Origin of the sequence: Plantactinospora sp. CA-294935 (assembly GCF_050936445.1) — a bacterium.
Classification (GTDB): Bacteria; Actinomycetota; Actinomycetes; order Mycobacteriales; family Micromonosporaceae; genus Plantactinospora.
Genome location: NZ_JBNJMU010000001.1, coordinates 7,608,536 through 7,627,734 on the forward strand (window position 1 = coordinate 7,608,536; position 19,199 = coordinate 7,627,734).

General features: G+C 72.9%; 18 protein-coding genes. 15 read left to right on the forward strand and 3 right to left on the reverse strand.

What is annotated here, in order from left to right:
• Positions 1 to 28: 28 nt before the first annotated feature.
• Both ACQEVC_RS33295 and ACQEVC_RS33300 read left to right on the forward strand, forming a co-directional pair.
• On the forward strand, positions 29 to 1,054 hold the full coding sequence (locus tag ACQEVC_RS33295; RefSeq protein ID WP_432885682.1) for a glycoside hydrolase family 11 protein: 1,026 nt from the start codon (positions 29 to 31) through the stop codon (positions 1,052 to 1,054).
• A gap of 135 nt (positions 1,055 to 1,189) precedes the next feature.
• Positions 1,190 to 1,588 carry a VOC family protein gene (locus ACQEVC_RS33300; protein ID WP_432885685.1) on the forward strand — a complete coding sequence of 133 codons (399 nt, stop codon included), beginning with the start codon at positions 1,190 to 1,192 and terminating at the stop codon, positions 1,586 to 1,588.
• Positions 1,589 to 1,604: 16 nt separating this feature from the next.
• Here the strand turns inward: ACQEVC_RS33300 and ACQEVC_RS33305 are convergent, their stop codons facing one another.
• The 3 genes from ACQEVC_RS33305 to shbA all read right to left on the reverse strand — a co-directional run bounded on the left by ACQEVC_RS33305 (position 1,605) and on the right by shbA (position 3,947).
• A complete protein-coding gene (locus tag ACQEVC_RS33305) occupies positions 1,605 to 2,033 on the reverse strand; it encodes a hypothetical protein (protein ID WP_432885687.1) in 429 nt (142 codons plus the stop codon).
• A gap of 148 nt (positions 2,034 to 2,181) precedes the next feature.
• Complete coding sequence (locus ACQEVC_RS33310) at positions 2,182 to 3,372, reverse strand: hypothetical protein (protein WP_432885692.1); 1,191 nt, start codon at positions 3,370 to 3,372, stop codon at positions 2,182 to 2,184.
• Positions 3,369 to 3,947: an RNA polymerase sigma factor ShbA gene (shbA, locus tag ACQEVC_RS33315; protein WP_432885695.1), complete on the reverse strand. Its 579-nt coding sequence runs from the start codon at positions 3,945 to 3,947 to the stop codon at positions 3,369 to 3,371. Before shbA ends, ACQEVC_RS33310 begins: the two co-directional genes overlap by 4 nt.
• Positions 3,948 to 4,159: 212 nt before the next feature.
• On the opposite strand from shbA, the gene ACQEVC_RS33320 reads away from it, so the two are divergent.
• The 13 genes from ACQEVC_RS33320 (at position 4,160) to ACQEVC_RS33380 (ending at position 19,195) form a co-directional block, all read left to right on the forward strand.
• Positions 4,160 to 5,197 carry an ABC transporter ATP-binding protein gene (locus tag ACQEVC_RS33320; protein ID WP_432885697.1) on the forward strand — a complete coding sequence of 346 codons (1,038 nt, stop codon included), beginning with the start codon at positions 4,160 to 4,162 and terminating at the stop codon, positions 5,195 to 5,197.
• Positions 5,194 to 6,000: an MlaE family ABC transporter permease gene (locus tag ACQEVC_RS33325; protein ID WP_432885699.1), complete on the forward strand. Its 807-nt coding sequence runs from the start codon at positions 5,194 to 5,196 to the stop codon at positions 5,998 to 6,000. Before ACQEVC_RS33320 ends, ACQEVC_RS33325 begins: the two co-directional genes overlap by 4 nt.
• Positions 6,001 to 6,006: 6 nt before the next feature.
• A complete protein-coding gene (locus ACQEVC_RS33330; protein WP_432885701.1) occupies positions 6,007 to 6,804 on the forward strand; it encodes an MlaE family ABC transporter permease in 798 nt (265 codons plus the stop codon).
• Positions 6,805 to 6,814: 10 nt separating this feature from the next.
• Entirely contained in the window at positions 6,815 to 8,149 is a 1,335-nt protein-coding gene (locus tag ACQEVC_RS33335; protein WP_432891846.1) for an MCE family protein, read from the forward strand.
• Positions 8,146 to 9,180, forward strand: a complete 1,035-nt coding sequence (locus ACQEVC_RS33340; protein WP_432885704.1) for an MCE family protein — start codon at positions 8,146 to 8,148, stop codon at positions 9,178 to 9,180. Before ACQEVC_RS33335 ends, ACQEVC_RS33340 begins: the two co-directional genes overlap by 4 nt.
• The gene (locus ACQEVC_RS33345; RefSeq protein ID WP_432885707.1) at positions 9,177 to 10,160 is read left to right on the forward strand and encodes an MCE family protein; all 984 of its coding nucleotides are present in this window, start codon (positions 9,177 to 9,179) and stop codon (positions 10,158 to 10,160) included. The genes ACQEVC_RS33340 and ACQEVC_RS33345 overlap by 4 nt, the downstream gene beginning before the upstream one ends.
• Entirely contained in the window at positions 10,160 to 11,413 is a 1,254-nt protein-coding gene (locus ACQEVC_RS33350) for an MCE family protein (protein WP_432885709.1), read from the forward strand. The genes ACQEVC_RS33345 and ACQEVC_RS33350 overlap by 1 nt, the downstream gene beginning before the upstream one ends.
• Before the next feature lie 164 nt (positions 11,414 to 11,577).
• Positions 11,578 to 13,011: an MCE family protein gene (locus ACQEVC_RS33355; protein WP_432885711.1), complete on the forward strand. Its 1,434-nt coding sequence runs from the start codon at positions 11,578 to 11,580 to the stop codon at positions 13,009 to 13,011.
• Complete coding sequence (locus tag ACQEVC_RS33360) at positions 13,008 to 14,294, forward strand: MCE family protein (RefSeq protein WP_432885713.1); 1,287 nt, start codon at positions 13,008 to 13,010, stop codon at positions 14,292 to 14,294. Before ACQEVC_RS33355 ends, ACQEVC_RS33360 begins: the two co-directional genes overlap by 4 nt.
• Before the next feature lie 20 nt (positions 14,295 to 14,314).
• Positions 14,315 to 15,478, forward strand: coding sequence for a hypothetical protein (locus tag ACQEVC_RS33365; protein ID WP_432885716.1), 1,164 nt, complete (start codon positions 14,315 to 14,317; stop codon positions 15,476 to 15,478).
• Positions 15,479 to 15,491: 13 nt separating this feature from the next.
• Complete coding sequence (locus ACQEVC_RS33370) at positions 15,492 to 16,088, forward strand: hypothetical protein (protein ID WP_432885718.1); 597 nt, start codon at positions 15,492 to 15,494, stop codon at positions 16,086 to 16,088.
• Positions 16,089 to 16,179: 91 nt separating this feature from the next.
• A complete protein-coding gene (locus ACQEVC_RS33375) occupies positions 16,180 to 17,202 on the forward strand; it encodes a hypothetical protein (protein WP_432885720.1) in 1,023 nt (340 codons plus the stop codon).
• Positions 17,203 to 17,335: 133 nt separating this feature from the next.
• A complete protein-coding gene (locus ACQEVC_RS33380) occupies positions 17,336 to 19,195 on the forward strand; it encodes a metallophosphoesterase family protein (protein WP_432885723.1) in 1,860 nt (619 codons plus the stop codon).
• Positions 19,196 to 19,199: the final 4 nt, after the last annotated feature.

Genomic DNA, 19,199 nt, shown 5'->3' on the forward strand with positions numbered 1-19,199 from the left:
CCAGCCACCACGAGGAGGAAGCAGCTAGATGAACGACACGCACCACACCCCCACCAGACCGAGAAAGCGCCGCATCCGGCTGCTCTTCGGCGCCGCCTGCGCCGTGGCGCTGGCGGTCAGCGGCACGGCGCTGGCCCCCAGCGCGCACGCCGAGGCCGACCGGCAGGTCTGCTCGAACAGCACCGGCACGCACAACGGGTTCTACTTCTCGTTCTGGAAGGACAGCGGCGACGCCTGCATGGTGCTGCGCGAGAACGGCCGGTACTCCAGTTCGTGGAGCAGGAGCACCAACAACTGGGTCGGCGGCAAGGGCTGGTCCAGCGGTAGCCGGCGGACTGTCAGCTACTCGGGCACCTACAACCCGGGCAACAACAACACCTACCTCGCCCTGTACGGATGGACGCGGAACCCGCTCATCGAGTACTACGTGGTGGAGAACTTCGGCAGCTACAACCCGAGCAGCGGCGCCACCCGGATGGGCACGGTAACCACCGATGGTGGTACCTACGACATCCTCCGCAGCCAGCGGGTCAACCAGCCGTCGATCGACGGCACCGCCACGTTCTACCAGTTCTGGAGCGTCCGGCAGCAGAAGCGCAGCAGCGGTACGATCACCTTCGGCAACCACATGGACGCCTGGGCCCGCGCCGGCCTGAACCTCGGCACCAGCTGGGCCTACCAGGTCATGGCCACCGAGGGCTACCAGAGCCAGGGAAGCTCCGACATCACCGTCCGGGAAGGCGGCGGAGGTAACCCGGGGCCCAACCCCACCACCCCGCCGCCGGGTAGCGGCAACTGCTCGGTCAGCGTGAGCCGGGCCGACGAGTGGGACGACCGGTTCAACACGACCTTCTCGGTCAGCGGTGCCAGCAACTGGGTTGTCAGCATCCGCACGAACGGCAGCCAGAGCTTGCAGAACAGCTGGAACGCCTCGGTCAGCGGCACCAGCGGCACCCTCACGGCGCGTCCGAACGGTAACGGCAACAACTTCGGCATCACGCTCTACAAGAACGGCAACAACACCACACCAACCGCGAGCTGCTCGACCGGCTGACCCTGGGTGTGGGGTGGGTACGGTGCCGCCGGTGTTCGGGAGCGCGGACTGACCCGAACACCGGAGCACCACCCCTGTGGCGCGGCGGCCGATGGCCGCCGCGCCACACTGCTGTTTCCGGTTAGGCTCCCCGGCATGACGAGGATCAGCCAGATCTCGCTGGGGGTGATCGACGACAAGCGCGCCGGGGAGTTCTGGCGGCAGGCCCTCGGCTACGTACGGCGACCACCGCGATACGAGGGTGACGACTGGATCGTCCTCGCGCCTCCGCCCGGCGTCTCCGGCAGCGCCATCGCGATGGACGCCAGCGAGAGCCCTGCCGAACGGTTCCCCCGGATCCACCTCGACCTCCAGGTCGACGATCGCGACCTGGACGAGGAGGTCGAAAGACTCGTCACGCTCGGCGCACGGCGGGTCGACTGGCCGTACTACCCCACTGACGATGGCCCGGAGCCACCGGGGACCCGCCTCCGGTACGTCGTACTTGCCGACACCGAGGGTAACGTCTTCTGCGTCGAGGAGCGCGCCGGCTGACCCCCGCGGCACCGCCTCAGCTCGTCGGCCTGGCGGTCCCGGCGAACATCCGTACGGCGGCGACCACCAGCAGCACCAGGCTGGCCAGGTAGAAGAGCCCGAGCGAGGCGAGACTCACCAGGACACCCAGCCCGAGCAGTAGCACGGCGGCGACCGTCAGCGGTAGCCGGGCGGCCCCGGTGCCGAGCAGCGGCATCGCGCAGATCAGCACCGGAACCAGCAACAGCAGCGCCACGCCCCACCCCTCGGCCTGCACGAGGGGCTGCCGCACCTCACGAACCCCGATCATCGGGTGGGCGGCCCCGCTGTCGTAGGTGGCCTCCACGATGGTCGTGACCGGCAGGAACAGCAGCAGGGCGCCGGCCGCCACCGCCAGCAGGAACGCGGCCAGCAACCATCGGATGCCGGGCCGGGCCGGCGAGGGCAGCGACGTTGCCCGATCCATCGTCATCCTCCGGGCTGGGTCGGTCGGATGCGTCGGGCGGCGATCCCGCCACTGTCCGCCAGACTACCTCCGGCCATCGATCCCTTCTGCCGCGAGTGGCCGCTCGGCGAGCTTGTCCGGGCAGGACGTGGTCACCCTCGGGGCCGGGTCAGTCGGGTGGGCAGAGCAGCACGCAACCGCCGCTGGGCAGCAGCGGCAGCCCGGACGGCAGCAGCGACGGCAGCACGGGTACCGGCAGCGGCAGTACCTCCCGGCGCGACGGGCTCGCCGGTGGCGGCTGCGCCGGACCGGACCGCACCGTCGGCGGTGCCGCATCGCCAGGGGAACGCGCCGGAGCCGGGGTACGCCCGGCACCCGGTGTCGGTGGCACCGGTCGGACCGGAGGAGTCTCACCGGTAGGCGCCTCCGACCGGTCCGCCGACCCGGGCAGTCCGAGCCGGACCCGCTCGATCTCGGTACGCAGCCGCCCGGCCTCCGCCGAGTCGCGGATCTCGGTCACCTGCACGGCCGCACGGTCCAGTTCCGCGCGTGCCTCGGCGTAGCGGCGCTCCGCCACCGCCTCCCGGGCGAGTTGGATGGTGTGCTCGGCGGCGCGGACCGCGGACCGGTCCGGATAGACCGCCGACGCGACCGGCCAGAGCGGGCTGGTCGGCCCCGCGTGGTTGACGCCGAGCCCGAGCAGGGCGGTCACGACCACACCGACCACGCTGGACAGGACGAGTCGGCGGACGAGCGGGCCGGGGCGCACCGGTGGGCGGGACGGACCCGGTCGCCCGGCGGGTTCCCGCGCGGAGCCGGCCGGACCGGCACCGGGGCGACGTCCGGCCGGCGGCCGGCTCGCCGAAGCACCGGGACCGGGTCGGCGGACCGGGACTGCGGTACGGGGCGGGCGGATGCCGTCCGGGCCCTGTCCGACCTGCCGAGGCGTGGTCAGGGCGAACGCGGTGTCGAGGTCGAGCGCCGGCAGATCGGCGTCGAGTTCCGCGCGCCAGGCGGTGAGCAGCCCGGCCAGCGGGTCGTCGCCGACCGCCGACGCTCCCCGTCCCAACGTGTCGAGCAGCAGGTCGTCCGCCGCGACCACCGCCGGATCGGGAACGGCCGACGGATCGGAATCGGCCGACGGATCGGGAACGGTCGTCGGATGGAGGTGAAGGTCGAGGTCGAGGTCCGGGCCGGTGGGCTGGTGCGGCTGGGCCGAGGACCGGCGCGCCGCTGCCCGCTCGGCACTCCATCCAGACTCGCCGTCCCGGCCGGTCAACGTCCCATCCCGCCCCGGCACGGCGCCGCCGCGCTCGTCCGTACCGTCGTCTCGCTCTGCACCGCTTCGTAGCGTACTCACGCGGCGACCTCGTCCAGGGCGGTGCCGGCCAGCGCGCGGAGCCGGGCCAGGGCGCGGGACTGGGTCACCCGGACCGCGGCGGCCGACATTCCCACGATCAGGCCGACCTCGTCGGCGGTGAGGCCGACCGCCACCCGGAGCAGGACGATCTCCCGGTGCACCTCGGGCAGCCGGGCCAACAGCGCGGAGAGCCGCCGGGCGAGGTCGGTGGCGACGGCCCGCTGTTCGGGGCCGGGTTCGGCGTCCGGCTCGTCCGGCAGCGGACCGTCGGTGGTGACGGCCGAGTCGCGGATGGCGGCCCGCTGCGCGTCGGCGACCTTGTGCGCGGCGATGGTGTAGAGGAACGCGGAGAACGGCCTGCCCTGGTCCCGGTAGCGGGGCAGCGCCCGGAGCACCGCCAGGCAGACCTCCTGGGCCACGTCGTCGGCGGTGGCGTACGCGCCGCCGATCCGGCCGAGCCGGGCCCGGCAGTACCGGACCAGGCCGGGGCGGACCTCGGTGAGCAGTGCCGCCGTCGCCTCGGGGTCGCGTCGAGCCGCGCGCGCGACAAGATCTGTCTCGGGTGCTGCGGTCATGTATGCGGTCGCACCTTCGTCGGGGCCACACCTTCGTCCGGCACCACGCCTGGAGTTACCGGCGGGTTAACCGCACCGTAGCGGGAGCCGCCCGATAGCACCACCGGCGGGGTGCGGTTCTCCGACGTCGCGCCGGCGGCTCACCGACGTACCCACGGAAAGTGGTCGAAGAATTACCGGCCACCGCTGTTACGCACGGCGCGCCCCGCGCGATGTCCACCAGAGACGGCGGTGGACGGACGGTCCGCCGGAAGCTGCGGCGGGCGGGTGTGCGGATGGGCGTCGAGGTACGGGTCGAGGGGCTGACGAAGTCCTTCGGCGGGCAACCGGTCTGGTCCGACGTCAGTCTGACCCTGCCGGCGGGCGAGATCTCGGTGCTGCTCGGCCCTTCGGGCACCGGCAAGTCCGTCTTCCTCAAGACGCTGGTCGGGCTGCTGAAGCCGGACCGTGGGGCAATCTGGATAGAGGGTCAGGACCTCCCCCGGCTCTCCGAACGTGCCCTCTGCGAGGTCCGCAAGCTCTTCGGCGTGCTGTTCCAGGACGGCGCGCTGTTCGGCTCGATGAACATCTACGACAACGTCGCCTTTCCGCTGCGCGAGCACACCCGCAAGTCGGAGTCGCAGATCCGGGCGGTGGTGCACGAGAAGCTGGAGATGGTCGGGCTGCTCGGCGCGGAGCGGAAGCTGCCGGGCGAGATCTCCGGCGGCATGCGCAAGCGGGCCGGGCTGGCCCGGGCGCTGGTGCTGGACCCGCAGATCATCCTCTTCGACGAGCCGGACTCCGGGCTCGACCCGGTCCGCACCGCGTACCTGAACCAGCTCATCATCGACCTCAACCAACAGACCGGTGCGACGTTCCTGATCGTCACGCACGACATCAACACCGCCCGCACGGTGCCGGACAACATCGGGCTGATCTACCACGGTCACCTGGCCATGTTCGGGCCGCGCGAGATGCTGCTCTCCAGCACCGAGCCGGTGGTCCGGCAGTTCCTCAACGCGCAGCGGATCGGCCCGATCGGGATGGCCGAGGAGAAGGACTCCGACGAGCTGCGCGCCGAGGCCGAGGCCGGGGTGGAGCTGCCGCCGCTGCCGCCGATCCCGCTGCAACTCGCCCCCTCGGACGGGCGGCCCCGCGCCGCCGAGCAACCGCCGGGCCGATGGTGCGAGGAGCACGGTGTCACACCCCCGGTCGGCTCGTTCCGGGGCGTACAGGGCAGCGTGTGGCAGCCGACCGAGGCGCTGCGATGAGCGCGCCGACCGGCACCGGCCAGACCGGCGGCCCGACCCGGGTGGCGGCCGGGCTGCGCGGCCCCGGCTACTTCTTCGCCTTCTGCCTCGACGCGCTGCGCGGGCTGTTCCGGCGGCCGTTCCAGGTCCGCGAGTTCGTGCAGCAGGCCTGGTTCATCAGCTCGGTGTCGATCCTGCCGGCCGCGCTGGTGGCAATCCCGTTCGGTGCGGTGATCGCACTACAGCTCGGCTCCCTGGTACGCCAGCTCGGTGCCCAGTCGTTCACCGGTGCCACCTCGGTGCTGGCCGTGGTACGCGAGGCGAGCCCCATCGTGACCGCGTTGATCATCGCCGGGGCGGGCGGCTCGGCCATCTGCGCCGACCTCGGTGCCCGGAAGATCCGCGAGGAGCTGGACGCGATGGAGGTGCTCGGCATCGACCCGGTGCACCGGCTCGTGGCGCCCCGGATCGTCGCCGCCGCACTCGTCGCGGCGCTGCTCAACGGGCTGGTCAGCGTCGTCGGGGTGGCCGGCGGCTACTTCTTCAACGTGGTGATGCAGGGCGGCACCCCGGGGGCGTACCTGGCGAGTTTCCAGGCGCTGGGGCAACTCTCCGACCTGGCCGTCGGCGAGGTGAAGGCGGTGCTGTTCGGTGCGGTGGCCGCGCTGGTGGCGTCGTACCACGGGATGACGGCGCGAGGCGGGCCCAAGGGGGTCGGTGACGCGGTCAACCAGAGCGTCGTACTCACCTTCATGCTGCTCTTCGCGCTGAACTTCGTGATCACGGCGGTCTACTTCCAGCTCGTGCCGCAGCGGGGGATGTGAGGGCCGATGCTGCGTACCCTGGACAACCTCGGCGACCAGCTCGCCTTCTACCTGCGGGCGTTCGCCTGGACCCCACGGGTCCTGCACCGCTACCGCCGCGAGGTGGTGCGGCTGCTCGCCGAGATCAGCTTCGGTCGCGGCGCGCTCGCGGTCGCCGGCGGCACCGTCGGGGTGATCTGCTTCCTGACCTTCTTCACCGGCACCGAGGTGGGGCTCCAGGGCTACCAGGCGCTGGACCAGCTCGGCAGCAGCGCGTTCACCGGGTTCATCTCGGCCTACTTCAACACCCGGGAGATCGCCCCGCTGGTCGCCGGGCTGGCGCTGTCGGCGACGGTCGGCTCCGGCTTCACCGCCCAGCTCGGCGCGATGCGGATCTCCGAGGAGGTCGACGCCCTTGAGGTGATGGGCGTGTCCTCGCTGCCGTTCCTGGTCACCACCCGGATGATCGCCGGCTTCGTCGCCGTCATCCCGCTGTACGTGATCGGCCTGCTCTCCAGCTACCTGGCCACCAGAGGCATCGCGGTCTTCTACTTCGGACAGTCGGCGGGCACCTACGACTACTACTTCCACCTCTTCCTGCCCCCGGTGGACGTGCTCTGGTCGTTCGGCAAGGTACTGGTGTTCAGCGTGATCGTCGTGCTGGTGCACTGCCACTACGGCTACCACGCCAGCGGCGGGCCGGCCGGGGTCGGGATGGCGGTCGGCCGCGCCGTGCGTACCGCCATCGTGGCGATCAACATCGTCGACTTCTTCCTGTCGCTGGCCATCTGGGGCGCGACCACGACCGTACGGATCGCGGGGTGAACAGGTGAGCATGGAGCATCGCGGGTCGCCGCTGGGCCGGCGCGTCCTCGGTCTCGTCTTCGTGGTGGTACTCGGCGCGGCGCTGTCGCTGGCCGTGTTGCAGTACCGCAAGGTCTTCACCCCGGTCGCCTGGGTGACCCTCTACACCGCCCAGACCGGGATGCAGCTCAACCCCGGTGCCGAGGTGAAGCTGCGCGGCGTACCGATCGGCGAGGTACGCGAGGTCGGCAGCGACGGGGCACAGGCCCGGCTGCGGCTCGCGCTCGACCCGGACCGGATCGGGCAGGTACCGGCCGACGTCACCGCCCGGCTGCTGCCGAAGACCCTCTTCGGCGAGCGGTACGTGGCGCTGGTCCCCCCGGCCGGCTCCACCGCCGCTCCGCTGCGGGCCGGTGCGGTGATCAGCCAGGACCGCAGTCGCAACGGCGTCGAGTTGGAACGGGTACTCGACGAGGCGCTGCCGCTGCTCCAGTCGATCCGGCCGGACAAGCTGGCCAGCACGCTCGCCGCGCTGGCCACCGCGCTGGACGGTCGCGGCGAGCAGCTCGGCCGGACCCTGGAGACGCTCGACACCTACCTCAGCGAACTCAACCGCGAACTGCCGGCGCTCACCGAGGACGTCCGGCGGCTCGCGGCGGTGCTGGACTCCTACGACGCGGCCCTGCCGGACCTGCTGGCCATTCTCCGGGACGTCACCCCGACCGCGCGGACCGTCGCCGACCAGCGGACCCAGCTCGCGGCCTTCCTCGCCGAGTCCACCGACGCCGCCGACGTGGGCCGGCTGTTCCTGGACCGGCACGGTGACCAGGTGATCCGGCTCGGCGAGCTGGGCCGGCCGGTGCTGGAGTTGCTGGCCGCGTACGCCCCGGAATATCCGTGCCTGATGCAGGGGCTGGTGCGGGCGCAGCCGCGCGCCGAGGAGGTGTTCCGGAACGGCCGGATGCACGTGACCCTGGAGGTCACCCGGGACAACGGCGCGTACCAGCCCGGCCGGGACGCCCCGGCGTACGGCGCCTCGACCGGCCCGCAGTGCCGGGAACTGCCGAACCCGACGCCGCCGGCGCCCGAGGTGCGGATCGAGGACGGCTACGACCACGGCGGCTCCCGCCCCGGCCCGGTCAAGCTGCCGGTCGGCAAACCACCGGCCGGCACGGCCACCGCCACCGGTGGTAACCCGTCCGCCGGCAACCCACCGGCAATGGGATCCGCCGGCACGGAGGAGGAACAGAACCTGCTCAAGCCGATCATCGGGGCCGCCACCGACACCCTGCCGGTGCAGGTACCCGACATCGCCGTCCTGCTCTGGGGTCCGCTGCTGCGCGGAGCGGTGGTGAACGTCAAATGAGACGGGTACCGGTCGGACCGCTGGTCAAGCTGGTCGCGTTCGCCGCGGTGACGCTGCTGCTCACCGGGCTGCTCGGTCAGGCGCTCGGCTCGTTCTCCTTCGGCGGCACCAGCTACCGGGCCCGGTTCACCGACGTCACCGGCCTACTGCCCGGCGACGACGTCCGGATCGCCGGGGTCCGGGTGGGCCAGGTCGACGGGATCCGGGTGGTGCAGGACAGCCTCGCCGAGGTCACCCTGACGCTGACCGAGGAGGTGCCGCTGAGCACCACGGTGCGGGCGAAGATCCGGTACCGCAACCTGGTCGGCCAGCGGTACGTCGCGCTCGCCGAGGGCCCGGGCGGCGGAGCGCCGCTGCGCCCGGACGGACTGATCCCGATCGGCCAGACCACTCCGGCCCTCGACCTGACCACGCTCTTCAACGGCTTCCGGCCCCTCTTCACCGCGCTGACCCCGGAGGACGTCAACAAGCTGGCGTACGAGATCATCCAGGTGCTACAGGGCGAGGGCGGCACCGTGGCCAGCCTGCTCGCGCACACCGCCTCGCTGACCAACACCCTCGCCGACCGGGACGCGGTGATCGGCCGGGTGGTGACCAACCTCAACTCGGTGCTGGCCACCCTGGACTCCCGGGACGCCGAACTCGACCAGACGATCCGGTCGTTGCAGCAGTTCGTCACCGGACTGGCCGGTGACCGGGAGGCGATCGGCGCGGCGCTGGTCAACCTCGGCAAGCTCACCGGCAGCACCGCCGCGTTGCTCGCCGACGCCCGGCCGGCGCTCGCCGCCGACGTGACCGAACTCGGCGAACTGGCCGGCACCCTCAACCGGAACGCGGCGGTCATCGACGGCACCCTCGGCCGGCTGCCCGACCGGTACGAGGCGCTGACCCGGGTCGCCTCGCACGGCTCCTGGCTCAACCTCTTCGTCTGCGACTTCGACGGCCGGCTGGCGCTCGGCGGGCAGGGCGTCAACCCGGCGACGTTCAGTTCCCAGGCCGCCCGCTGCGCCGGATCAGGAGGTGCCCGGTGAAACCGTTCCGGGAGCGCAATCTCGTCGCCGTCGGCGCGGTCGGGCTGGTGGTGCTGACCGGCCTGCTGCTGACCGCGTTCCGGCTGGACGACCTCTCCGCACTCGGCAACCCGGCGTACGCGGCGGCGTTCCGGGACGCCAGCGGGCTGGCCGAGGGGAACGAGGTCCGGGTCGCCGGGGTACGCGTCGGCGAGGTGACCGAGGTCGACCTGGCCCGGAACGGCACCGGCCCGTACGTCCGGGTGCGGTTCCAGATCGACGACGGTGAGCTGCGGCTCGGCCGGGACACCGGCGCGACCATCCGGATCAAGACGGTGCTCGGCCAGAAGTATCTGGCGCTGACCCCGGCCGGGCCGGGCCGGCTGGCCGAGGACGCGGAGATCCCGCTTTCCCGCACGGCGTCGCCGTTCGACGTGATGCAGGCGGTCACCGGGCTGGCCGGCACGCTCGACGAGATCGACACCGCCCAGTTGGCGACCGCGTTCACCACCCTCGCGGAGACCTTCGCCGACACGCCGGGCAGCGTGCGTTCCTCGCTGGACGGGCTCTCCCGGCTCTCCCGCACGGTCGCCAGCCGGGACGCCGAGCTGCGCGAGCTGCTGGAGCGGGCCCGGAGCGTCACCGACGTACTGGCGAACCGGGACGAGGAGTTCCGCCGGCTGGTCGCGGACGGGACGCTGCTGCTCGACGAGGTGCACCGACGGCGGGACGCGATCCACGAGCTGCTGGTCGGCACCCGGGACCTGTCGACCCAGCTCTCCGGGCTGGTCGCCGACAACCGCGCCACGCTGGAGCCGACGCTGCGCCAGTTGCGCGGGGTGGTGGCCACCCTGCAACGCAACCGCGACGACCTGGAGCGGACGTTGCAGACGATGGGGCCGTTCCTCGACGCGTTCACCAACGTGCTGGGCAACGGCCGATGGTTCGACTCCTATCTTCGCGGGCTGCTCCAGCCGTACGTGCCGACGGGAGGTCGCTGATGCGCCGGTTCCTCGCTCCGCCGAACCGTCGGCGGGCGCTGCTCGCCGCCGGGGTGACCGTGGTGGTGGCCGCCGCGGCCGCGTTCGTGGTGCTGCACCAGGGCACCCCGCAGCGTCGCCTCGTCGCGCACTTCGCCCGGGCGGTCGGCATCCACCCCGGCTCCGACGTACGGGTGCTCGGGGTGCGGATCGGTGAGGTCGTCTCGATCTCCCCGGCCGGTCGTACCGTCCGGCTGGAGCTGCGCTACGACGCCCGGCACGACATCCCGGCCGACGCGTCGGCGGTGATCGTGCCGCCGAGCCTGGTCAGCGACAGGTACGTCCAGCTCACCCCGGCCTTCTCCGGCGGTGCCCGGCTGCCCGACGGCGCGGAGCTGCCGGTGGACCGGACGATGGCGCCGATGGAGATCGACGACATCTACCGGGCGCTCGACGAGTTCAACCGGGCGCTCGGGCCGGACGGCGCCAACGCCGACGGCGCGCTGGACGACCTGCTCGGCACCGCCCGGGCCAACCTGGCCGGCAACGGCGACAACCTGCACGACACCCTGGACGGGCTCTCCCGGGCCCTGGACACCCTCGCCGACGGGCGGCAGGACCTGTTCGGCACGGTGGCGAACCTGCAACGGTTCACCACCGCGCTGGCCCGCAGCGACCAGCAGGTGCGGGCGTTCAACTCCCGGCTCGCCGACGTGGCCACCCAGCTCGCCGCCGAACGGGGCGACCTGGCCGCCGCGCTGCGCAACCTGGCTACCGCGCTCGGCGAGGTCACCCGGTTCGTCCGGGACAACCGGGCGGTGCTGAAATCCAACGTGGACGCGCTGGCGGACGTGACGAACGTGCTGGTCCGACAGCAGAAGGCGCTCATCAAGATCCTGGACGTGGCACCGCTGACGCTCTCCAACCTGAACCTGGCCTACAACGCCCGGTCCGGCACCCTGGACACCCGGGACAACCTGCTCGGACCGTACGACCCGGCGGCATACGTCTGCGCCACGCTGGCCGACGCGCTGCCGGCGCCGAAGGTGCCCAAGCGCTGCTTCGAGCTGGCCGAGACCCTCAACCTGAAGCGACTCCCGCTGCCGGAGGAGCTGCGCAAGCTGCTCAACCTGCCGCCCTCCGGCAAGCCCGCACCGGCGGTGCCGCAGCCGCCGGCCACCGGCGACGGTAAGCCGGCACCCGCACCGGGGACGCCGGGGCCGGAGGTGTCGCTCGACCGCACGCTGGGCGGCATCCTGCGAGGTCTCCGATGAGCCGGCCGGTCTTTCCCGAGGCTCGTCCGACGACCCGGTTCAGGGGCGGGCGGACGGTGCCGCGGCTCGGGGACGGGCGGACGGCGACCCGGCTCAGGGGCGGACGGACGGCGCCGCGGCTCGGGGACGGGCGGACGGCGACCCGGTTCGGAGGCGGGCGGACGGTGCCGCGGGCGGTCGCGGCGCTGCTGGCGGCGACGGTCGGGGCGACCGGCTGCAGCGTCCCGAACCTGGCCGACCTGCCGCTGCCCGGCGGGGCACCGGACGGGCCGGCGTACCAGGTCACGGCCGAGTTCACCGACGTACTCGACCTGGTGCCACAGGCATCCGTCAAGGTCAACGACGTCACCGTCGGCAGCGTGCGGGAGATATCGCTGCGCGGCTGGACCGCCCTGGTCCGGCTCGACATCGACCGGACCGTGACGCTGCCCGGCAACGCCACCGCCGCGGTCCGGCAGACCAGCCTGCTCGGCGAGAAGTACGTCGCGCTGGCCGCCCCGGTCACCGAGCCACCCGCCGGGCAGCTCGCCGACGACGCGGTGATCCCGCTGGCCCGGACGAAGCGGTCGGCCGAGGTCGAGGAGGTGCTCGCCGCGCTCGGGCTGCTGCTCAACGGCGGCGGGCTCGCCCAGCTCAAGACGATCAACCAGGAACTCGCCGCCGCGTTGCAGGGTCGGGAGCCGGCCGCCCGGGACGCGCTGCGCCAGTTGGACAGCTTCGTGACCGGGCTGGACCGGCAGAAGGCGGATCTGGTCCGCGCGGTGGACGCGCTGGACCGGTTGACGGATCGGCTGGCCCGGCAGCGGGCCGTGATCGGTGACGCGCTCTCCGCGCTCGACCCCGGCCTGACGGTGCTGGCCGAGCAGCGGGAGCAGCTCAGCGAGGCGGTGACCGCCCTCGGCGAACTGGGTCGGGTGGGCGCCCGGGTGGTCACCGAGAGCCGGGAGGACCTGGTGGCGAGCGTGAAGGCCCTGCAACCGACGCTCGAACAACTCGTCCGGGCCGGCGACGCGCTGCCGAAGTCGCTCGACTTCATGCTGTCGTACCCGTTCCCGCCGAACGTCACCGGGGCGATCGTCGGCGACTACATCAACCTGTCGCTCACCGCCGACCTGGACGCCGCGACCATCCTGTCGAACCTCTTCTCCGCCAAGCCGGTGGCGAAGCCGCCGTCGAAGGGCGGGACCCGGCCCGGTGGCACCAGCGGCAACCGCCCGGGTGCGACCGGCGGCGGGCAGCGCCCCGGCGGCAGCGACGACGGGCGGCCGGGCGGGGTCGGTCCGCTGCTGCCCGGCGTACTGCCACCGATCTGTCTGCCGGTCGGCGGGCTGCTGCCGATCGACTGGCTGCCGCCGCTGCTGCCCGAGTGCGAGCTGCCGCCCGGCTGTGAACTGCTCCGTCCCGGGTCGCTGCTGCCGCCGGGCGGGCTGCTGCCACCTGGTGGTGTGGTGCCGCCGGGCACCATCTTCCCGCCCGGCACCAAACTGCCGCTGGGCGCCATCCTCTCCCCCGGCTGCCTACTGCCGCCGCCGGACGGGGCGACGAACGGGCGGACCGGCGGGCTGCTCGACGTACTCGGCGGGGGGTTGCTGCGATGATCGGACGTACCGCCCGACTCCAGGTACTCGCGTTCCTGGTGGTCAGCGTGCTCGGGATCAGCTATGTCGCGGTCCGCTACGTCGGACTCGGCGACCGGCTGCTCGGCCACGGTTATCTGGTGCACGCCGACTTCGCCGACTCCGGGGGCATCTTCCCGAACGCGTCGGTCAGCTACCGGGGTTTCCCGGTCGGCCGGGTCGAGGCGGTCGACCTGCACGACGGGGCGGTCCGGGTCACCCTCCGGCTGGACGAGGGGATACGCGTACCCGACACGCTGCGGGCGGTGGTCTCGCAACGTTCCGCCGTCGGTGAGCAGTACGTCGACCTGCGCCCCGAGCGCGACACCGGCCCCTACCTGCGGGACGGTTCGGTGATCCCCCGGGACCGCACCGGCACCCCGCTGGCCCCGGAGACCCTGCTGGCCAACCTGGACGCGCTGGTCCGCTCCATCGACCCGGACGACCTGGCGGTGGTGATCGACGAGTTGGGCGTCGCCTTCGAGGGCAACGAGGCGGCACTGCGCCGGATCCTCGACGCGAGCGGCGCGCTGCTGGCCGAGGCGACCGTACGGCTGCCGGAGACCGTGACGCTGATCCGGGACGGGCGCACGGTGCTGCGTACCCAGCAGGAGTCCGCCGCCGCGCTGCGTCGCTGGGCGGACGGGCTGGCCCGGCTCGCCGAGACGGTCCGGGCGGCCGACCCGGACCTGCGGCGGATCCTCGCCGACGGGCCGGCCGCGGCCACCGAACTGGTCGGCCTGCTGCGCGACCTGGACCCGTCGATCGGCACCCTGCTGGGCAACCTGGTCGCGGTGAACGGGGTGGCTGCCCGGCGGCTGCCCGGCATCGAGCAACTGCTGGTGGTCTATCCGCTGGTGGTCGACGGCGCGTTCACCGTCACCCCCGGCGACGGCACCGTGCACTTCGGGCTCGTGTTGAACGTCGCCGACCCGCCCGCCTGCGTCTACGACGGCTCCACCCGCTGCACCTCGGCCGAGGCGGCCCGCGGTTCCAGCGTCCGGGGCAGCGCCGCGGCCCCCCGCCCCGGCGGCACGGACCCGGCGCCGCCCCGCCCCGGCGGGCCGGCGCTGCCGGAGTCGGACGAGCCGGCCGGGGGCGCCCCGCCGGTCTCCCCCGCCACGGTCGCCGGCTACGACCCCGCGACCGGGGTCGCGCTGGGCCCGGCCGGCAGCCCACTCTCCTTCGGCTCGACCGGTGGGCAGTACCAGCTCGCCGGCGACCAGTCCTGGAAGCAACTCCTACTCGCCGGCCTCGCGCCGTGACCGACCCGAGGAGCCGACCGATGCGCAGCGGTGAGGAACGCAGGTTGAAACTGGTAAAGGGCACGACAGCGGCCGATCCGGCGACTCCGGCCGTACCCGCGCAGGCACCCGCCGAGGGACGGGGCCCGGCCGGCGGGGCACGCCGGTCGGGCGACGGGACGCGGCAGCCGGCCCGGGGCGGGCGGGCGGCGACCCGGCGTACGGTGACCCGGCGGGTGCCGGCCGCCAAGGACCCCGTGCAGGAGATCCTGGAACGGCTCGACCAGGAACCGGTCGACAGGCCGGGCAGCGGGGAGCCGACCGCGACAGGCGGGACGACCAGGACCGACGAGCCGATCTCCACGGACGAGCCGGACCCGACCGACGAGCCGACCGCGACGCACGGGGCCACCGCGACGGACAGGGCGGCCACGACCGACGGGGCGACCGCGACCGACAGGGCGACCACGACCGACAGGGCGACCACGACCGACGAGCCGGACACGACCGGCACGGCGACCCGCATCGGCAAGGCGACCAGGACCGGCAAGGCGACCAGGACCGGCAAGGCGACCAGGACCGGCGAGGCGGGCTCGACCGGCAAGGCGATCCGCATCGGCAAGGCGACCAGGACCGGCGAGGCGGGCTCGACCGGCGAGGCGACCAGGACCGGCGAGGCGGGCTCGACCGGCGAGACGGCGGCGGGACGGGGCGGGCCCGGGCGGCGGCTCGGGACGACGGTCGCGCTCGTCGCCGCGCTCTGTGCGGCACTCGCCCTGGCCGGTGTCTTCGGCTACCAGTGGTGGGAGGACCGGGCGGTCGAGCGGGCCCACGCGCAGGCCCTGGCCGCCGCGCGGCAGACCACCGTCAATTTCGTCTCGGTCAGCGCGTCCAGTGTGGACAGCGACCTCCAGCGGATCACGGCCGGTGCCACCGGCGAGTTCAAGGAGGAGTTCGTCCGGGGCCAGGCCAAGGTGCGGGAGGCGGTGCTGGAGAACAAGGTCGAGTCGAGGGGTACGGTGCTGCGCGCCGGCCTGCTCTCCGGCGACCGCCGCCACGCGGTGGTGCTGGTGGCGATGGACGCGACCGTCAAGAACGTGAACGCCCCGGACGGGCGGCCCGCGCACTACCGGATCCAGGTCGACCTGACCAGGGAAGGCGACTCCGACACCTGGCTGGTCGCCCGGCTCCAGTTCGTCGGCTGAGAGGAGTACTCCGATGCGATCGTCCATCGCCACGCTCGCCCGACGGCTGCGCCCCGGGCGTCGTACCAGCGAAGAGCCGGCGGCCGACGGCGCGGAACGCGGCCCCGAGCCTGCCCCGGCACGGCGCCGCCGGTACACCGGCAGCCGCCTGCACCTCGCCCTCGCGGTCGCCACCGTGCTCGCCGCCGCCGTGGCCGGCACCGCCTGGTACGCCCACCACCAGGCCGAACAACGCGACTCCGCGGTACGCCAGGCGCTGGCCACCGCCGGTCCCGCCGCGAAGGCGATCTTCTCCTACGACTACCGCAGCTTCGACGCCAGCGTGGCGAACGGAGGCGCCTTCGTGACCGGCCCGTTCGCCGACGAGTACGCCGAGACGACCTCGGCGCTGAAGTCGACGGCCGTCTCCGAGCAGGCGGTGGTGCTCGCGGAGGTCTCCGCCAGCGGGGTGATCCGGGCCGAGTCGGCCGAGGTGGAGCTGCTGGTCTATCTGAACCAGTACCGGCGCAACGCCAACACCGACGGCGAGAAGGTCGACCAGAACCGGGTGGTCCTCGAACTGCGCCGGGTCGGCGGGGAGTGGAAGGTGGCCCGGGCCACCGCCATCTGATCCACACCGGCCGGCCCCCGGGGAGGCGCCCGACGCCGGGAACATCCGCGCCGCCCGGGAAATGTCGGTCCGGTGTTGCAACATCGAGGGCGTGTATTTCGTGTACCGCTCCCACTACGAGGGGCCGCTGAGCAAGCATGTCCGCCATCTGCCGGGGGTAGGGGTGCTGGACTGGTTCCGGCGGGGCTGGACCGTCGAGGACCCGGAGCGGTGGATCGAGGACCAGCTCGGGGTCGACGTCTACGGACTGAACTCGATCTTCGAGAAGGCGGCGCAACGGCACCTCGCCCCACCACGCGACTGGCAGGAACTCCGCGACCTGCTGCGCGAGCACCTCTACCTCGAGGGTGACCCGGAGACCCACCTCCGGGTCACCGAGCACTCCGTGCGGGCGTACACCGACGACGACGAGGTCGAGTTGGCGTACTTCTTCTTCGACGACGAGGTGCCGGCCGCCGCGCCGGACCGGCTGGCCTACCTGTTCCAGTCGTGGCCGCTGCCCGCCGAGGTCACGGCGCCGGACGGGCCCGGTGCCGCGTTCGTGCCGGCGGTGCCCACCCAGCAGGTGATGCCGCCCGCCGGAGGTGCCGGTGCCAGCTACGCGGTGCTGCTGACCTTCTACGACGGCGCGTCGATCGCCACCACCCCGCCCCAGGTGTTTCCCGGGGTACGCCTGCCGGGGCTCGCCGCCCGGCTCCGCGACGGGCTCGTCGCACCGGGCGAGCCCGATCCGGACTGGCCGCCGGAGTTGCAGGTGCTGGCGGCCCTGCTCGATCCGGCGGACGAGTCGATCGAGCCGGCGTTGCGTCGAGCCAACGAGTGGCCGGGCTTCTACCGGACGATCTGGAAGCCCTGGCCCGACCTGCCCGACGACGCCGACGACCCGGATCCGGTGGCCGCCCGCCGGGCGGCGCTTCCGCCGATCCCCGCCGACCGGCACCCGGACCGGTCGCTGCTGCTCGTCTCCGCGCACCTCGCCCAACTCGCCATACACACCGACGAGGTGTTCGGCTTCCAGCAGTGGTTCTTCTTCGACGACCTGTGGGCGGGCAGTCATCCCCACCTCGCCCAGTCCATGCTGCGCTACGCAAGCCACTGGGACCCGTTCGGCTGACTCCACCGGTTCGGACCACGGTCGCAGGCGTCGGGACGGCGGCGGCCCGACCGGCGGACGGCGGGGCCCTGCCGGTCTTCGCCCGCCGGGCAGCGGATGGTTGACTGTCCGCGATGACGGAAGATCACGTGCGATGACGGAGTACTCCGCACCGCTGCTCTGCGAGCCGTACCTGCTCGATCCGGACCCGGACGGTGTCTGGGTCGCCTGGCACACCGAGGAGCCCGGCACCGGCGGGTTCGTGCTGGTCGGCTCGGAGGTGGCCGGGATGTCGCCCCGGCAGGCCCGGGACGCCGCATCCGGCGACCAGCCGTCCGGCCCGGGGTGGCGGCGGTTCGTGGCGGAGAGCCGCCCGCTGTCGCGTACCCGGGAGGACGCCGAATCCCGGGTGCCGGGCCGGAGCTATCCGACCGTGACCCGTCGACCGGTGTACCGGCACCTGACCCGGGTCACCGGGCTACCGCCCGGCCGTACGCCGTACCGGGTGGTGGCGCTGCACGGTCCCGGTCGAACCACGGTCACGGCGGCGTACTCGCTGGCTCCGGCGGCGCCGTCCGGGGCGGGGGTACGGCTGCTGCTGACCAGCGACCACCAGCTCAAGACGATGACGGCGGCCAACCTGGAGAAGGTGGCCGAGACCGTCGGCGTACGGCTGGACGGCGTGTTGATGGCCGGCGACATGGTCAACGTCGGTGACCGGGCCAGCGACTGGTTCGACTCCGCCACCGGTCCGGCCTTCTTCGCCAGCATGACCGGGCGGGCGGAGACACCGATCGCCGGCCGGACCTACCGGGGTGCGCCACTCCTGCCGCACACCCCGATCTTCCCGGCGATCGGCAACCACGAGGTGATGGGCCGGTGGTCCGAGACCGCCAGCCTGGACAGCCAGTTCAACGACCCGCAGCCCCGGGAGGCGGCCCGCGAGCGACGCCGGGCGGGCGGCTCGACCGGGTCGGGCGGCCCGGACGGCTCCGCCGGCCCGACCGGCTCCGGCGAGGACGAGCACGCCGGCACGGACGCAGACGAGCACGCCGGCACGGGCACGGACGAGCACGTGGACACGGACGCAGACGAGCACGCCGGCACGGGCACGGACGAGCACGTGGACACGGACGAGGCGGAACTCGGCCGACGGTCCTGGGACGTCACGACCTACGAGGAACTCTTCCCGTACCCGCGCAGTGCGGCGGGTGGTCCGCGCTGGTGGTCGCGGACGATCGGCGAGGTACACCTGGTGACGCTCTTCGTCACGTCGATCTGGCGACCGCACGTGCCGGTCGGGCGGGGCAAGTTCCAGGAGGACGTGGCCGACCTGGCCCACCCCGAACGGTGGGGGCACGGCCAGTTCATCTTCGAGCCGGTGCACCGGGGCTCCGCGCAGTACCGCTGGCTGGAGCAGGAATTGACCTCGGCCGAGGCCCGCGCGGCACGTTTCCGGGTGGTGATGTTCCACCATCCCAGCCACGGGCTCGGCGGCAACTCGGCACCGCCGTACACCGATCCGGTGCGGACCGTCGAGCGCGACCCGGCCACCGGGGCGGTCACCGCGGTCCGGTACGCGTATCCGCTGGCCGAGGACCACATCCTGCGCGACCTCGAACCGCTCTTCTCCGCCACCGGAGTGCACCTGGTGCACAACGGTCACGCGCACCTGTGGAACCGGTTCCGGAATCCGGCCGGGGTCAACTGGCTGGAGACCTCGAACGTCGGCAACAACTACGGCGCGTACGACGTGTCGTCCGGTGCCGCCCGGCAGCTACCGGCGGGGCCGGACTACGTCCGGCAGGGTGATCCGGGCGGGCTGGCGCCGGTCGTCCCGACGATCGCGCCGCTGACCGGGCCGACCGGTACCCCACTGCCGTACGTGGCGAGCGACGACATCACGGTCTTCTCGATCCTCGACTCGGGCGCCGGAGTGGTCCGGTCCTACCGGTTCGACACCCGGGACCCGGACGCCCCGGTACTGCTGTTCGACGAGTTTCCGTTGGCCTGATCCG

What these genes read in the sequence shown, in the direction of transcription:
- ACQEVC_RS33295 (WP_432885682.1), top strand. Translation starts at nt 29, where the DNA reads ATGAACGACACGCACCACACCCCCACCAGACCGAGAAAGCGCCGCATC.
- ACQEVC_RS33300 (WP_432885685.1), top strand. Translation starts at nt 1,190, where the DNA reads ATGACGAGGATCAGCCAGATCTCGCTGGGGGTGATCGACGACAAGCGC.
- ACQEVC_RS33305 (WP_432885687.1), bottom strand. Translation starts at nt 2,033, where the DNA reads ATGGATCGGGCAACGTCGCTGCCCTCGCCGGCCCGGCCCGGCATCCGA.
- shbA (WP_432885695.1), bottom strand. Translation starts at nt 3,947, where the DNA reads ATGACCGCAGCACCCGAGACAGATCTTGTCGCGCGCGCGGCTCGACGC.
- ACQEVC_RS33320 (WP_432885697.1), top strand. Translation starts at nt 4,160, where the DNA reads ATGTCCACCAGAGACGGCGGTGGACGGACGGTCCGCCGGAAGCTGCGG.
- ACQEVC_RS33325 (WP_432885699.1), top strand. Translation starts at nt 5,194, where the DNA reads ATGAGCGCGCCGACCGGCACCGGCCAGACCGGCGGCCCGACCCGGGTG.
- ACQEVC_RS33330 (WP_432885701.1), top strand. Translation starts at nt 6,007, where the DNA reads ATGCTGCGTACCCTGGACAACCTCGGCGACCAGCTCGCCTTCTACCTG.
- ACQEVC_RS33335 (WP_432891846.1), top strand. Translation starts at nt 6,815, where the DNA reads ATGGAGCATCGCGGGTCGCCGCTGGGCCGGCGCGTCCTCGGTCTCGTC.
- ACQEVC_RS33340 (WP_432885704.1), top strand. Translation starts at nt 8,146, where the DNA reads ATGAGACGGGTACCGGTCGGACCGCTGGTCAAGCTGGTCGCGTTCGCC.
- ACQEVC_RS33350 (WP_432885709.1), top strand. Translation starts at nt 10,160, where the DNA reads ATGCGCCGGTTCCTCGCTCCGCCGAACCGTCGGCGGGCGCTGCTCGCC.
- ACQEVC_RS33360 (WP_432885713.1), top strand. Translation starts at nt 13,008, where the DNA reads ATGATCGGACGTACCGCCCGACTCCAGGTACTCGCGTTCCTGGTGGTC.
- ACQEVC_RS33365 (WP_432885716.1), top strand. Translation starts at nt 14,315, where the DNA reads ATGCGCAGCGGTGAGGAACGCAGGTTGAAACTGGTAAAGGGCACGACA.
- ACQEVC_RS33370 (WP_432885718.1), top strand. Translation starts at nt 15,492, where the DNA reads ATGCGATCGTCCATCGCCACGCTCGCCCGACGGCTGCGCCCCGGGCGT.
- ACQEVC_RS33380 (WP_432885723.1), top strand. Translation starts at nt 17,336, where the DNA reads ATGACGGAGTACTCCGCACCGCTGCTCTGCGAGCCGTACCTGCTCGAT.